The sequence below is a fragment of the Pleurocapsa sp. CCALA 161 genome (assembly GCF_003003995.1).
Taxonomy (GTDB): Bacteria; Cyanobacteriota; Cyanobacteriia; order Cyanobacteriales; family Xenococcaceae; genus Waterburya.
The window spans coordinates 1-13,765 of the sequence record NZ_PVWF01000003.1; the positions used below are offsets into that span (position 1 = coordinate 1).

The window sequence follows — 13,765 nt, forward strand, 5'->3', positions numbered from 1 at the left end:
CATAAATTAGTTACGATCAAAAAGCAAACAAAATTAATCAATACCCATCTTGAATTACGATACGCTAGATCGAGTGATTATTTGATTTTTTTAAACTACTTCCTATGACATCCTCCGTTAAAATTGATAAGCGTACTGTTCGTATTGGTACTCGCAAAAGCCAGCTTGCTTTAGTGCAAACCTACTGGGTAAAAGCTGAATTAGAAAAGCACTTTCCTGATATCAGTTTTGAAGTTGAGGAAATGAGTACTAAAGGAGATAAAATTCTTGATGTTCCATTAGCCAAGATTGGTGATAAAGGTCTATTTACCAAAGAGTTAGAAGTGGGAATGCTCAACCACACCACAGATTTTGCCGTGCATTCCCTCAAAGATCTGCCAACTAACCTACCAGAAGGTTTAATGCTAGGCTGTGTTACTAAAAGGGTCGATCCTGCTGATGCCCTAGTAGTCAATCAAAAGCATCAAGACAAACAGTTAGAAACCTTGCCAGCAGGTTCGGTAATCGGCACATCTTCCCTCAGACGCTTAGCCCAACTTCGCCACCATTTTCCCCAGTTAGAATTCAAAGATATTCGAGGTAACGTTAATACTCGTTTGGCAAAGCTTGATGCAGGAGAGTATGACGCAATTATCTTGGCAGTGGCTGGATTACAGCGATTAGATATGGGCGATCGCATTCACCAACATATTTCCTCAGATATTTCTCTCCACGCAGTGGGACAAGGGGCATTAGGGATTGAATGCCGTGCAGGAGATCGAGAAATTCTGAAGATTTTGAAAGCCTTAGAAGATGCTGACAGTTGCGATCGCGCATTGGCGGAAAGAGCATTTTTGAGAGAACTAGAAGGCGGGTGCCAAGTACCCATAGGTGTAAATACTCAAATTGAAAACGACCAGCTAACTTTAATTGGGATGGTTGCTAGTCTTGATGGTCAACAATTACTTAAAGACTCTGTCAGGGGTAATAAAAATGAGTCAGAAAAATTAGGGGTAGAGCTAGCAGGGAAATTAAAGGAACAAGGGGCAGGAGAAATATTAGCCAAAATTTTTGCAGAAGTAGGACGTGGGTAAATAAAACTAAATTTAATCAAAAATGCACAATTGCTTTGACTCTACACAAATTATCGAGTATCAATTAGTAGTCTAATTAAATTTTTTGAATCTTGCAAATGATGAATATGAAAATTAAAACCCTGGCTGTTCCCGCATTCGTTGCTTTGTCTTTATTGTTTACTGCTTGTGCAGGCGATCAAGTTGAAACTCCTGATGCTGACGGTGCTGCTGGTCAAGTACAAGAAGGTGCTGACGATACTGGCGATGCTATGCAAGAAGGCGCTGATGATGCTGGCGATGCTATGCAAGAAGGTGCTGATGATGCTGGCGATGCTATGCAAGAAGGTGCTGATGATGCTGGCGATGCTGTCCAAGAAGGTGCTGACGATACTGGCGATGCTATGCAAGAAGGTGCTGACAATATGCAAGAAGGCGCTGACGATGCTGGCGATGCTATGCAAGAAGGCGCTGACAATATGCAAGAAGGTCAATAAATATAGTAGTTTAATTATTTATAATTTTTGCTGACTCAGGACAATTTAGACTAGACAGCACAATTAATATTATCCTGAGAACTAGAGGTTGGATAGATGAAACTACCAACTTCTAGTTTTTTTAGTGCAAATTTGCTTAATCATCAGAGACTGTTTCCCATGATCGATCTTTTTACCTGTGCCAAATGGTTGGGAATTGCTACTGTTATTTCCTTAGTGGTGACAATTGCAGCGTTCGTCCTCGGTTGGGGCTTTCGTTTTCGCCTAGTAGGTGTGACCAGCTTTATGGGAGTGTTAACTGCTGGTTTTTTCGCTTTAGGTTTAGGTCTATTTCCCCATGCCCAAATTCCTGGTGCAGCTCGTTATACTCTAATTTACGATAATGGAGCTAATCAAGCCGTAGTAGCCGTATCTCCTGAGATAGAAGAATCAGCCATTGAGCCGACCTTAATTCAGGCGGCAACCGATCTATACTCATATGGTAGAACAGGCACAGCAGGCAACGATCAGTTTACAATTAAGTTAAGAACTGTACTACATCCTCAGCCAGGAGTATCTAAACCTTTGTTTTTGGGGACAGCCAAACGCTCAATTACAGATCGTAGTAGCAAAGATATCGACATTGAAGTCTTTGCGGAAAATGTAGCGCAACTGCCTCGACTATCAAGCTAGAGTGATTCAATCTAAGAATATGAATAAGCCAGCCACTGAAGCATTAAGCACCCAAGTAACCGAGTATAGTCCTTTAGCGATCGCTCCGGCCAGAGTATTACGAGGTAATCATTGTCTGGCTAATTCAAGTCAGGAAATTGCTGCTTTGGGTGTTCGACCTTTAGTAATCGGCGGGAATCAAACCTTAAAAGTAGTAACAGCTTTTCTACAGCCTGCGCTTAAAGCAGCCAAGCTGACTAGTAAAACAGCTAGTTATACCCCTGACTGTGCCGAATCTTCTTTGGTGCGACTTAAAGAAATAGTTCAACAGCATCAGGCTGATGTAATTATTGGTGTTGGTGGTGGTAAGGCTCTAGACATGGCAAAATTAGTTGCTTACCAGTGCGGTTTACCAATAGTCACGATTCCTACTTCGGGAGCTACCTGTGCAGCTTGGACAGCCTTATCTAATGTCTATTCTGAGGCAGGGGCATTTCAATATGATGTTACTTTGCGTCGCTGTCCCGATTTATTAATTCTCGACTATGAACTAGTCCGTACTGCTCCTCAACGCACTTTAGTGGCGGGGATTGGTGATGCGATCGCTAAATGGTATGAAGCCTCTGTTAGCAGTGGTAATTCCAACGCTACCTTGTTAATTTCAGCAGTACAGCAAGCGAGGGTATTGCGAGATATTTTATTGCAAAAATCGGCGATCGCCCTGAAAGATACTGAGAGTGATGCTTGGCGGGAGGTAGTTGATGCCACAGTATTGCTGGCGGGAGTCATTGGCGGTATTGGCGGGGCAGACTGTCGTACAGTAGCTGCCCATGCGGTGCATAATGGCTTAACTCATCTGCTAGAAGCTCATGACGTACTCCACGGCGAAAAAGTAGCCTATGGTATCTTAGTTCAGCTACGCCTAGAAGAAATGGTGCAGGGTAATCAGTTAGCAGCATCAGCCCGCCAGCAGCTACTTAAGTTTTATGGTGAAATTGGCTTACCCAAGTCCCTGGAAGATTTAGGTTTAGGTGAGATTACTCTGGCTCAACTGCGTCAGGTAACGGCGATCGCAACTCAACCCCAGTCAGACATTCACCGATTACCCTTCACTGTATCCGCCGAACAGCTAGCAGCAGCAATGGTGTCTACCGTAGCGGAAACTAGTAGGGGCGAGAAGCCACTCACTCCTAAAGAAATGGCGTAGATTCCAGCCAGTCTAATAATAAAGAATTGAACTGTTCGGGATATTCATCATGGGGACAATGCCCCGCATTTTCTAATTCAATTAACTTTAAATTAGTATTTAACTCGGCGATCGCTCTTGCTTGACCAGGCGGGATCATTCTATCTTGTAATCCCCAGATTAACAGCATAGGAACTCTAATTGGGGGTAATAGATCTCTAACTGACTCGGCAAAGCTAGCTTTCCTTACGCTGCGAGTGAGGCGAAATAGGGTTTGGTCTGAACCATCATCGTAAGCAGGATTAGAGAGTATTGCTACCAACTCATCAGTAATCGCTTCTTTGTTAGGATAGGCAATCCCTGCCCATTTGCGAATTATGTTTGGTCTTCTAACTAGCTTAAGTAGGTTTTTAATTAATAGAGGAGAAGCAAACAAGTTCTCAATCCCCGTCACTATTGGTCTAACTAGCGGTGGGAGGATATCCTCTCGCACCGACACGTCTGGTAAACTCAACATCACTAAACCTTGAACCATTTCAGGATAGACAGCAGTAGCGTTTAAACAAACTAATGACCCAATAGAGTTGCCGACAAGAACGACAGGAACACCAATAAAAGTCTGCCAAAAATCATGAACTTGTTCTGTCCATAAAGCAGCACTATATTCTGTGTCAGCTTTTCTCGATGCACCGAAGCCTAGTAAATCTAAAGCATATACTGTATGATTCTGAGCGATTACAGGCAAATTATGACGCCAATGCTCGATACTTGCGCCAAAGCCATGAATAAAAATTATGGGTGGAGTTGCCGTAATATCTGTTTTTTGCTTCGCTCTGAGGTAACTATAGCGAGTTTGCCATCCTTGCCAAACCCACTCTCTTTGATTGCCGATGCGTTCTTGCCAAGATTGGTTTGTATTCAAGTTAATTACTTAAAAAATATTTACAAAATAGCTCATGATGATGCAAAGTGTATCTGGTGCTGGTTAAGTCATAAGCATTAGTTGAAGATAAAATTAACTTAACATTCTATTAATAATAAGATCGGTAAGATGGTAGATGATATTCAGTTTTTATCATCATATTTTGGTTCAAAATATTACTAACATAAAAGGAAAGAACAAGTACGCCTGTGAGAGATAGAAGACGCAGTAACAACAGTCGCGATTTAACCAAAACCAACGAAAGAATTCGCTTCCCCGAGATTCGCGTTATCGACTCTGAAGGAGAGCAGCTAGGTATAATTACGCCTAAAGAAGCTCTCGCCAGAGCGCAAGAACAAGGCTTAGATTTAGTTCTAGTCAGCGAAACCGCTAAACCCCCAGTCTGTAAAATTATGGACTATGGGAAATATAAATACGAGCAAGACAAAAAGCTTAAAGAAGCGAAGAAAAAGCAGCATAACGCTGATGTCAAGGAAGTAAAAATGCGCTACAAAATTGAAGAGCATGACTATAATGTGCGCGTCAAAAATGCTCAACGCTTCCTCAAGTCAGGAGACAAGGTTAAAGCGACCATTAGCTTTCGCGGAAGAGAGATTCAACACTCTAGATTAGCGGAAGATTTACTGCGTCGGATGGCTAAAGATTTAGAAGAGTATGCCGAAGTACAGCAATTCCCTAAACGAGAAGGGCGCAACATGATGATGATGTTGTCACCAAAGAAGTAGGTTAGATTCACCTCTTATTCTGGCAAACAAGAGAGAAGGGCAGTTGATCTCCTTCTCTTTTTTAATTGTGTCGCAAATATAGCTGTACAAAGTTAGATTAGGACTTAGGTAGTAGATAGGGGCAAGGCAATGTCTTACCCGTACAGGTAGTAGGTAGTGGGTAGTAGATAACTACTACTAAAACAACTGCCAGTCTTGGCTACTTAATCTCTTCAGATGGTTTAAACGCCGATTAACGTAAAAGTCATCTATTCTAGCCCAATTATGGACTGCGGAAGCTTTAATGCTAATTGCCCATGTCCAAATATGAGCCACTTGAGTCAAGGCTTGCAGAGAATTTACTTCAGCATCAGTTAATTGCTGAACATCCTCATAGCCTTTAAAAAAGGAATCTCTTACCTTACGATCAATTCCTGCGCTGAGAGACACCTGTAAAAATTTCGCCAGATCGAAAACACGCCAGCCATAGCCACATTGATCGAAATCAAATAAGGTAATCTGGTTATCTGTGGTGAAGTGGACATTGCCACTATGGGGATCGCCCCAGCAAACGCTCCATAGAGGAGCAGTTTTATCTAAGCAGGTTAGCTGCTGTTTGATCTCTTCAATTACTGCAAATAAATAAGGCTGATCTTGATGATGATTTCGAAGATAGGGCTTAATGGTTTTTAGAGAATCATCTAATAAATAATCTAGGTTGAGACATTGGCGTGGAGTTTCATTTTTAAACTGAAGAGAGGTCTGATGAAGTTTACCTAAAGCTTGACCCATAATCCTGCTCTGCTCAAGATTGAGATCGCCTTGGGGAATTTCTCCTGGAGCGTAAGGAAAAAGGGCGGCATAGCGATCGCCTTCAACTGCATTAATAGTTACACACAACTGCTCTGACTTGGTTTTTAAAGGACTAGCAATAGGTAAATTGTGCTGATCTAGAAAGTCAAGAAATTCAAGCTCGAACTGGATATCTGATTGAGAACGCCAATGGTGATGAGAAATTTTGAGAATATAAGCTTTGTGCTTTGTTTCAATCAGATAAATATCACTTAAACCTCGATGCCAGAATAGACATTGATTAATCGTTCCTAGTTCATACTCTGTCAGTACACCTTCGATCAAGGCTTGGGGTGAAAGAGTAGAATAGATGGCTGGAAATACATCCATCGCTACCATTGATAATAAGACCTTTTACTAACTACAGTACTAACTACAATACTAACTACAATACTAACTACAGATTTAGTAATCTTCAGTTGGGGCTAAGTCAAGACTCGCGCATTCCTTTGTGCCTATCGGCAAGGAGGGTTTGCCTGTCGAGAGCGAAGATTCAAGCGCTAAGATCACCGTTTAGTAACTAAATTCCTGCCTTTAATCAAAAAATTATAGGTAAGCATTTTTATAATCTACTTGCTCGCGGGGGAAACATTAAGTATCAAATAATACTAAAGTTTGAGATTGCTAAAATTATGTGAGGAAAAGATAACTTTATCCCAATTTATTAGATTAGATTAAAGCAATCCTCGATAGCGAGTAAAAAGTAAGATTGCTGCCCAAGAACCCAAAGCTACTTTAACTGCCACTAAAATATTTAACAGGGGAATAATACCACCGCTAAATAATGCCCCTAATTCTCCATGGGGTAATTCCCATCCAACCAAAGTAATGGCAGCTAAGATAACAAAAATTAGCACCGAAATCTTTTCCCAAGTGGCGGCATGATATTTTTTGTAAATTCCTTCCATCCATTCAGCAGATGAGGTGATGGCAATTAAGCCGATCGCTGTTCCTCCAGCTACTCCCGCAGCAAAACCCCCGCCAGGGCTAAGATGACCACGAATAGCCAATTCAATACTTACGAGTGCAGCAATAGTTGCACCTAGGCGTGCGAGGATAATCGAAGGGCGATCGCTAAATTGAACCAGAGTTCTGATTGGTGTTTCGTTTGCCAGGAGAAACTTGACTCCTAAAATAGCGATGGTAAACACCACCACTTCAAAAATCGTGTCATAAAGACGGTTGCGGAAAATAATTCCCGATACGACATTGCTGACACCAGTATCTTTGAGAATTGATTCGACAATTGATATTTCTGCTAATTCTGCTGTGGGATTAGGCATGACTATCATTTTGATCCATAAGGCGATGCCCGCGACAAGATAAGCCCATTTCATGATTATTGATGCTCCTGATTGGCTATGGGTACATAAGTCAAAGTTGTTTCCGACGCTGTTAATTCTTGCTGCATAATTTCAAACAAGCGATGTACTCTGATTGCAGTTTGATATTTTGCTTCTAAGTTAGGTTGGGAATGCTGCTGTTCAATACAGGTGGCGTGAATTTCTTGACTAACTAATGCCTGTTGTAAGGATTGATTGTCGGGATATTCGACTAGTTCTAAACGTAAATGATACTTATCGAGAGCTTTTTTTAAGCTAGTTACTAGTTCTGTAAAGTAACTTTCTGGCTGGGGAGTATTTTGCTTGAGTATTCCCAAACGCATGACTAGAGAAGAACGTACTGCAATTACATATAGGGTAACTGCCAACATTGTGCCAACTAAAGCTTCTGTTAAACCCACATCCGCAGCCCCTAAAATAACATAGACTAATACAGCGATCGCACCTAAAATAGCTCTGATGACGAGGGCATGATAGGGATTGACCTGAAATACCAAGATGAAAGATGCCAAAGGCAGTAAAGCAACAATTATATAAATATATTTATCAGTCATGTTTATTTGTGTTAGCTAGTTGTGAATTATCGCTAGCACAATAGGCAATAACATAGCCCAGCACTGTATTCCAGATTGCCAGGGTGATAATTGCTAGCAGTAACAAAGACCATTCGCTAGGTACTTTGAGTAGTAGTCCCACTAAAATTGCCATTGAACCCAGAGTATCGGCAACCGAAAGACTATGAAGTTTAAATAAGACAGATCTATTGCCAATCAGAGGCAAAGTTCCCCAAAACCAGAAGATAATGCCTAGAATTATCAAGCCATAGCTTAAAATATCAATCATGCTTCATTGATCCTTTTAATTAAATGTGCCATTAACATTAATCCTGCATTGCCTACACTGAGGATAATCACCGCCACCACGCCAATTGACCAATCATCTCTGGAAACTGAAATAACCAGCATCATAATTGAAGTTTTGGTGGCAATACTAGTAAATGCCAGTATTGTTTGCCAAATATCGTCATCTTGCCAAGCTTCGTAGATAGGGATTAATAAAGCTAAAATCATAGCGATTAAAATTGAATCCATAGTTGTCCGTTTTTATCTTTCTTGCACTCTTTTTATTTCGGTTTAACTCGATGAACCTCATACCAACCTTGTTTATCGTATTTAGTGACAATAGTTTTCGGGGTAAAAGTAATGAGAAAAATATCAAGAAAAATTAATCCTGGAGTGCGTTCTGCTTTGACTGTTTCTCGAACAAAATCTTCTTGGTTATGAGGACGCAGCATCATTTGAATCGCTTCGATATATGCTTGGGGAATTGCCTTGATAATCTTCCATGATACCTGTAGCCAATCCTTAATTTTCACTGGAGCGGTTCGACTTTGAGGTAACAACAAAGCGATCGCCAGACCGATAGCAAGATTAAGCAATCCAAAATTATTGGTCAGCAGCAACCAAATTGTTAGCCGTAAAATTAAGTTAAATATTGTGTTTGCGTCCATACAATCCAAAAAAGTAAGATTAACATCAGGCTCATTACTCCCATTAAATGGTCGAACAGCTCTAAATCGCGCGGAATTTTAATTACTAATTTTTTAAAGACCGCCAGATACGCTGCCCAACCTAAAGCGATGGTTGCTAGGGGTTTGATTGTATTTTGTAGGCTATAAGCTTGATAGTAAAAAACATTAGCTCCCACTAAGCCACCCAGCAAAATAACCATTGCCCACCAAAACCCAGGCTGAATCTTTTTACCTTCGTCCCCCTGTTCCCCTGTCTTCTCGTCAAGCTTAATCATTTGATCGCCATTGCCTGCCAGTTTTTGATGGGGTAAAAAAATAAATTTGGCAAAGGAAATAGCTGTCCCCAAAGCTGCCAGGTTCATGCCAATCACTTGCCAGGGCAGTAAATTTTTACTGGTTAAAACTTTTGCCCCAAAACCAGACAGTAACGGAAAACCAGAGATCGAAAAACTAGCGATCGCTAAAGCTAGCCAAATTTTAGTATCCATTGGCTGGTGTTGTAATTGTTTGAAGTCGCGACTCGGCAAAACTCCCGTAATCAGAAATAATGCCGATTTGACCAAACCGTGGGTTAGAGCATAAAAACCCCCCACCATTGGCGCAGCTAACACAAAACCCAACTGGGAAACAGTGTGAAATGCTAGCATCCGCTTGCTATCTTTTTCGAAAACAGCGAAACCTACTCCCAAAACTGCTGTAATCACGCCAAACAATCGCACAATTGGATCGATTTCTTCTAATATCAATGCACAACGCACCAGAGGAAATACCCCTGCCTTGACTACTACGCCCGAAAGGACCGCCGAGACTGGGCTTTCTGATTCAGAGTGGGTTAGGGGCAACCATAAACCAGAGACAAAAATTCCCCCTTTGACTAATAATCCGAGAAAAATTAGCGCCACTGCTTCTGAGGGAGAACCGCGCAAACCCGCATAACTAAAAGAATTATGTGCCTGATATACTAGCACTGCCCCCACCAAGTAAAATAGCATGGCGACATTACTGGTAAATAAATAGCGCAACCCTACCCAAATCGATCTGTCCGTTCGAGGATAGGCAATTAACAAAAACGAAGCAATACTAATTACCTCTAATGCCACATACAGACTAATAAAATCGGCACAGATAAAAGTAGCGTTGACGCTACCATGGAGAATAATTAGCTGCATGTAAAAGAAGGCGGTTTTACCAGTTTGCCAACAGTAAATAATTACTGCTGCTGTCACCAGAGCATTAGTTAAAATAAAAAAGCCACTTAATTGGTCAACGGTTAAAGTAACGCCAAAGTTATCTACTAGCTGAATATTTAAAACTAATTCCTCCACAAAGATCTGCGTGGCATAAGCAGCGGAAATCACAGCTATACTTAATGCCAAAATGCGATCAAGCTTGGGAAATAGATAAATTACGAATCCTACAAAAAATGGTAAAGATAGCCAGGCGATTGTTATTTCGGTCATGACATATTATTCTTTTCAATCGCCTTAATTTCTAAAGTAGGGTTGTTTTTCGCCAGCTTCATAACTCCTACCAGCATCAAAGCTTGAATCGAAAAACCAATGACAATCGCAGTTAAAATAACCGCTTGCGGAACAGGATCGGCATAAGCCACATTATTTTTATTCCCGACAATAGGCGTAAATAAACCCGTGCGGGAAGCTACTAAGATATAGTAGGCAATCACTCCTGTACTCATGATGTCCATCGAGATGATTTTCATCACTAGATTTTGCTTAAAAATGATGCCAAAAAAGCCACATAAAACTGTAGCGAATACAAAAGCTTCTAATACTGTCATGAGTTGATACCAGTTGATAGCGTGAAAGATTGCAAAGCTGATAGCTGTCCTCAAGGGTAGCTTCTCACAAAGTTACCGATGCTGGCAACCCCCCCATATTGCTGAGTGTTGCGCTTCTCGTTAGCTAGCGCGTCGATTATTTTAAATGGCATTTTTGAGTAAAAATACCATCGGCAAAACCAAGGCAATTCTTAAAATAAACCGAGAAGTAAATTGCCAGACTTTTTGCTCAGAAACATCTATGGTTGAGGATTTGAATTCAATGATGTTGGGCAATAAAAAAACTGCCGTCACAGCATACAGAGTGAAACAGAACCAAATCAAGGTATTTTTATCGGAAACTAAATAATTCATAGTTTATATAGTTTTTTGCCTATGCAAGAATATTTATCATAGTAAATATACTATACAAGTTTGTAGAAAAAAACAATCTATTCAATTATTTGTGACCTAATTGAGATGATCGCTGTCTGAGAAGGCAATTAAATCTTTCAATGTAATTTGTTTTTTCTGTCTCTTGTCGATGTGGCGCTATTTTTTCTTGGCGAATCAAATGCTTAAGACTATTTTGATGGACTATCAAAGTTTAAATATACAAGTACTTACAAATGTCATCAGTTGTCACAAGTTAATTGCGGCGAAATTAAGCCGATAAGAGCGTTGATCGGTGTTGCCTTGACACAGTAATAAGTTGCGATCGCTCAAAGTTTTTAAATCTCTTTGTAAAGTGCGTCGGGAAACATTAGGAAACATATGCTCACAGTTTTTGATGGTAATTTCAGAATTACTGAAAGCGTAGTTGAGGATTAGACTTTGACGTGAATTAAGCTGATGGGAGCTAATCAACTTATCCAGAGGTTGGATTGACTGATGAACTTCATCATCCCCTACATCAGCTTTTAAATAAGCTCTCAGCAGAGCTTCAATTTCTAGAGTTATTGCTTGGTAATGAGCTTGATTACTTTTCAAAGCTAGCAAAATAAGCGCATTAGTTGCGTTGACGCAGATTTCGGCTAAAATGAGACTTCTTTGAGTGGTTAACTTAGGATTACGAGCTTTTAATAACCTAGCTACAAATTCAATTGCTTCTTGAGTAAAGCTGGGATCTATGTTCCTAAAAATAGTCGGGGAAACAAAAAATTGAATAAAAACTATCCTAGAAGTAGGTTGCTCAAATAATTGTTCAACTTGAGTAACTAAAGCGTGAATAAAGTCCGCAAATGGTAGCTGGATGATTTCAGGACGCAATAATTTGTCCCACATAATCTTTACCCGTTCTACGTGGCGCAACTCTAAAGCATTAAAAATGGCTAGCTTATCGGGAAAAAATTGATAGAGAGAACCTACTGCTGTCTTCGCACGAGATGCGATCCCATGAGTCGTGGCTGCTTCAAAACCGACTTCATCAAAAACAATTGCTGCTGCATCTAAAATTCTTTCAACACGTTCTTGACTGCGTTTCTGTTGGGGTTGACGACGCAAAGAAGTTTTTTTCATCTTGACAAAAGCGAATTTATTGTCATATATTTAAAATCAAATAAAGATAATTTTGTTTGGGTTTAGCCAAAAAATTCAGCTTAAAGCTATTAAATATTTAGATCTAAACGATCGCAAACTTGCGACAATATATATTTTAGTTGTCGTGGGCTAGTTATTGAGGCAAATTTTTAGTGATTTTTATTAAATGAGTCTAATGAATATGAATATATCGATGTTAGAAGGTGCGCCCTGGCTAATAGCTCATAGATCGATGCTACCTGTAAACCAACCATTCAAGGTTTCGCTCTATGGCAAAGATTATGTGATCTGGCAGGATAAATCAGGACAGATCAGCGGTTTGTCTAACGTCTGCCCTCATATGGGTGCAATGCTATCTGAAGGCTGGTGTAATATTCAAGCAGATGGTTCAAGTAACGTTGTCTGTCCGTTTCACGCTTTGGAGTTTGACCACCATGGCTGCACTATCTTACCAGGAACAAATAAGAAAACATTACCGCAATTAGAATCTTTAGAACTAATTATCCAGAGTGATTTCATTTGGTCTTACGGCGGATATGAACCGAGAATCCCCGTTCCTAATGTTTTAGCTGAAATCGCCCAAGAATACGAATTTATTGGCGCTACCGCTGATACTACTGTAGAAACAGATTTGCGATCGATGCTATTAATTATGCACGACTATAATCATCAAAATGGAACTCATCGAGACTTGTTTGAAATTACGGAAGTCAGATTTAAAAAATTCATTGATAACGGCTATCATTCGGCAGCTTTTTATGACATGCCAACTGCTCCAAAAACCTTCTGGCAAAAGCTTAAGCAACCTAAACAGTTTATAGTTCCTGATGTCATCGAAGCTCATTTAGAGAATTTTTTTCCTAGTTTAGTTGTTTTATACGGCAAAAGTCCCTTGGGAAAAATAGCTCAGTGTAATCTTTTTGTTCCAGAATCACCAACAAAAACTCGTGTATATGTTTTATTGTTTGGCGAAGCTACTAATCCGCTGAGTAAATTACTAAAAAATCAGCTTTTAGGGCTGAATCAAGTGGTCGTCGAACAAGATAGTGACATTTTGAGCAAGATATATGCTGATGCGCCCAAAAAAATTAGGTTAAATAACGAGGTGGGAATGGATTGGATCGATCGCAATTTTGCCAATTGGCAAAGATAACTTGAAATAGTTAAATAAATGTTGGCGAGCAATGGCATGACTGGGGGAGTCATGTTTTTGGTATTTCATATAACTAATGATTTGAGTTGATTAGTTAAATTAAATTAATCCATTGACAACTATGATAATTTTGTTGATTGTTTATTCAAGCTAAACTATGATGTAGGTAAATAGTTACCAGGAATAATTAAAGTGTCCCAAAATTTTGGTGAATTGATTCGTCAAGCGCGAAAAGAGCAAAAGTATTCTCAAAGAGAATTAGCCAAACTATTGCAAATAGATTTTACCTATCTATCCAAGCTAGAAAACAATCGCGCCGACTATGCGCCTAAAGAAGATGTGATCCGAGGTTTAGCAAAGCATCTAAAATTAAATGAAGAACAGTTAATCTTTTTAGCAGGTAGAATTCCCCAGCAAGAAGAAGACTTGCTCAAGCAACATTATAAAGATCTGCCAGTTTTGTTTCGTCGGATGCGAGAAAATCCTGAATTTGCTCAAAGAGTGTTTCGCGAAGCTTCTAAAACTGACGGTTAATTA

Annotated in this window: 18 protein-coding genes; 7 read left to right on the forward strand and 11 right to left on the reverse strand. The window is 40.0% G+C overall.

Features of this window, described 5'->3' with window-relative positions; all coding sequences use genetic code 11:
• Nucleotides 1-104 precede the first annotated feature (104 nt).
• From hemC to C7B62_RS01295, 4 genes are all read left to right on the forward strand, one after another.
• Nucleotides 105-1,073 (forward strand): hydroxymethylbilane synthase, encoded by a 969-nt coding sequence (hemC, locus tag C7B62_RS01280; protein WP_106232796.1) that lies wholly within the window; start codon nt 105-107, stop codon nt 1,071-1,073.
• A 146-nt stretch (nt 1,074-1,219) separates the two neighbouring features.
• A complete protein-coding gene (locus C7B62_RS01285) occupies nt 1,220-1,549 on the forward strand; it encodes a DUF4175 domain-containing protein (RefSeq protein WP_146132034.1) in 330 nt (109 codons plus the stop codon).
• A gap of 96 nt (nt 1,550-1,645) precedes the next feature.
• Entirely contained in the window at nt 1,646-2,221 is a 576-nt protein-coding gene (locus tag C7B62_RS01290; RefSeq protein WP_233219755.1) for a Ycf51 family protein, read from the forward strand.
• A gap of 19 nt (nt 2,222-2,240) precedes the next feature.
• Nucleotides 2,241-3,407, forward strand: coding sequence for an iron-containing alcohol dehydrogenase family protein (locus tag C7B62_RS01295; protein WP_106232798.1), 1,167 nt, complete (start codon nt 2,241-2,243; stop codon nt 3,405-3,407).
• On the opposite strand, the gene C7B62_RS01300 is transcribed toward C7B62_RS01295, so the two are convergent.
• Nucleotides 3,391-4,308 carry an alpha/beta fold hydrolase gene (locus tag C7B62_RS01300; protein ID WP_106232799.1) on the reverse strand — a complete coding sequence of 306 codons (918 nt, stop codon included), beginning with the start codon at nt 4,306-4,308 and terminating at the stop codon, nt 3,391-3,393. The genes C7B62_RS01295 and C7B62_RS01300 overlap by 17 nt on opposite strands.
• A 209-nt stretch (nt 4,309-4,517) precedes the next feature.
• Here C7B62_RS01300 and infC point away from each other — a divergent pair, with 209 nt between their 5' ends.
• Entirely contained in the window at nt 4,518-5,054 is a 537-nt protein-coding gene (infC, locus tag C7B62_RS01305) for a translation initiation factor IF-3 (RefSeq protein ID WP_106232800.1), read from the forward strand.
• A 177-nt stretch (nt 5,055-5,231) separates the two neighbouring features.
• Here the strand turns inward: infC and C7B62_RS01310 are convergent, their stop codons facing one another.
• The 10 genes from C7B62_RS01310 to C7B62_RS01355 form a co-directional block, all read right to left on the reverse strand.
• A complete protein-coding gene (locus tag C7B62_RS01310; RefSeq protein ID WP_233219756.1) occupies nt 5,232-6,215 on the reverse strand; it encodes a phosphotransferase enzyme family protein in 984 nt (327 codons plus the stop codon).
• A gap of 344 nt (nt 6,216-6,559) precedes the next feature.
• On the reverse strand, nt 6,560-7,222 hold the full coding sequence (locus tag C7B62_RS01315) for a Na(+)/H(+) antiporter subunit B (RefSeq protein WP_106232802.1): 663 nt from the start codon (nt 7,220-7,222) through the stop codon (nt 6,560-6,562).
• Between the two features lie 2 nt (nt 7,223-7,224).
• Complete coding sequence (locus C7B62_RS01320) at nt 7,225-7,782, reverse strand: DUF4040 domain-containing protein (RefSeq protein WP_106232803.1); 558 nt, start codon at nt 7,780-7,782, stop codon at nt 7,225-7,227.
• Nucleotides 7,775-8,071 carry a monovalent cation/H(+) antiporter subunit G gene (locus C7B62_RS01325; protein ID WP_106232804.1) on the reverse strand — a complete coding sequence of 99 codons (297 nt, stop codon included), beginning with the start codon at nt 8,069-8,071 and terminating at the stop codon, nt 7,775-7,777. The genes C7B62_RS01320 and C7B62_RS01325 overlap by 8 nt, the downstream gene beginning before the upstream one ends.
• The gene (locus tag C7B62_RS01330) at nt 8,068-8,319 is read right to left on the reverse strand and encodes a hypothetical protein (RefSeq protein ID WP_106232805.1); all 252 of its coding nucleotides are present in this window, start codon (nt 8,317-8,319) and stop codon (nt 8,068-8,070) included. The genes C7B62_RS01325 and C7B62_RS01330 overlap by 4 nt, the downstream gene beginning before the upstream one ends.
• A 32-nt stretch (nt 8,320-8,351) precedes the next feature.
• Entirely contained in the window at nt 8,352-8,738 is a 387-nt protein-coding gene (locus C7B62_RS01335) for a Na+/H+ antiporter subunit E (protein WP_106232806.1), read from the reverse strand.
• Nucleotides 8,711-10,219 (reverse strand): cation:proton antiporter, encoded by a 1,509-nt coding sequence (locus C7B62_RS01340; protein WP_106232807.1) that lies wholly within the window; start codon nt 10,217-10,219, stop codon nt 8,711-8,713. The genes C7B62_RS01335 and C7B62_RS01340 overlap by 28 nt, the downstream gene beginning before the upstream one ends.
• Nucleotides 10,216-10,557 (reverse strand): cation:proton antiporter subunit C, encoded by a 342-nt coding sequence (locus C7B62_RS01345; RefSeq protein WP_106232808.1) that lies wholly within the window; start codon nt 10,555-10,557, stop codon nt 10,216-10,218. Before C7B62_RS01345 ends, C7B62_RS01340 begins: the two co-directional genes overlap by 4 nt.
• Nucleotides 10,558-10,698: 141 nt before the next feature.
• On the reverse strand, nt 10,699-10,911 hold the full coding sequence (locus C7B62_RS01350) for a hypothetical protein (protein ID WP_106232809.1): 213 nt from the start codon (nt 10,909-10,911) through the stop codon (nt 10,699-10,701).
• A 267-nt stretch (nt 10,912-11,178) separates the two neighbouring features.
• Nucleotides 11,179-12,054 carry a TetR/AcrR family transcriptional regulator gene (locus tag C7B62_RS01355; protein WP_106232810.1) on the reverse strand — a complete coding sequence of 292 codons (876 nt, stop codon included), beginning with the start codon at nt 12,052-12,054 and terminating at the stop codon, nt 11,179-11,181.
• 208 nt (nt 12,055-12,262) lie between these two features.
• Between C7B62_RS01355 and C7B62_RS01360 the strand changes: the two genes are divergently transcribed.
• Entirely contained in the window at nt 12,263-13,228 is a 966-nt protein-coding gene (locus C7B62_RS01360) for a Rieske 2Fe-2S domain-containing protein (RefSeq protein ID WP_370303722.1), read from the forward strand.
• Nucleotides 13,229-13,420: 192 nt separating this feature from the next.
• Nucleotides 13,421-13,762 (forward strand): RodZ family helix-turn-helix domain-containing protein, encoded by a 342-nt coding sequence (locus C7B62_RS01365; RefSeq protein ID WP_106232812.1) that lies wholly within the window; start codon nt 13,421-13,423, stop codon nt 13,760-13,762.
• The last annotated feature ends 3 nt before the right edge of the window (nt 13,763-13,765 follow it).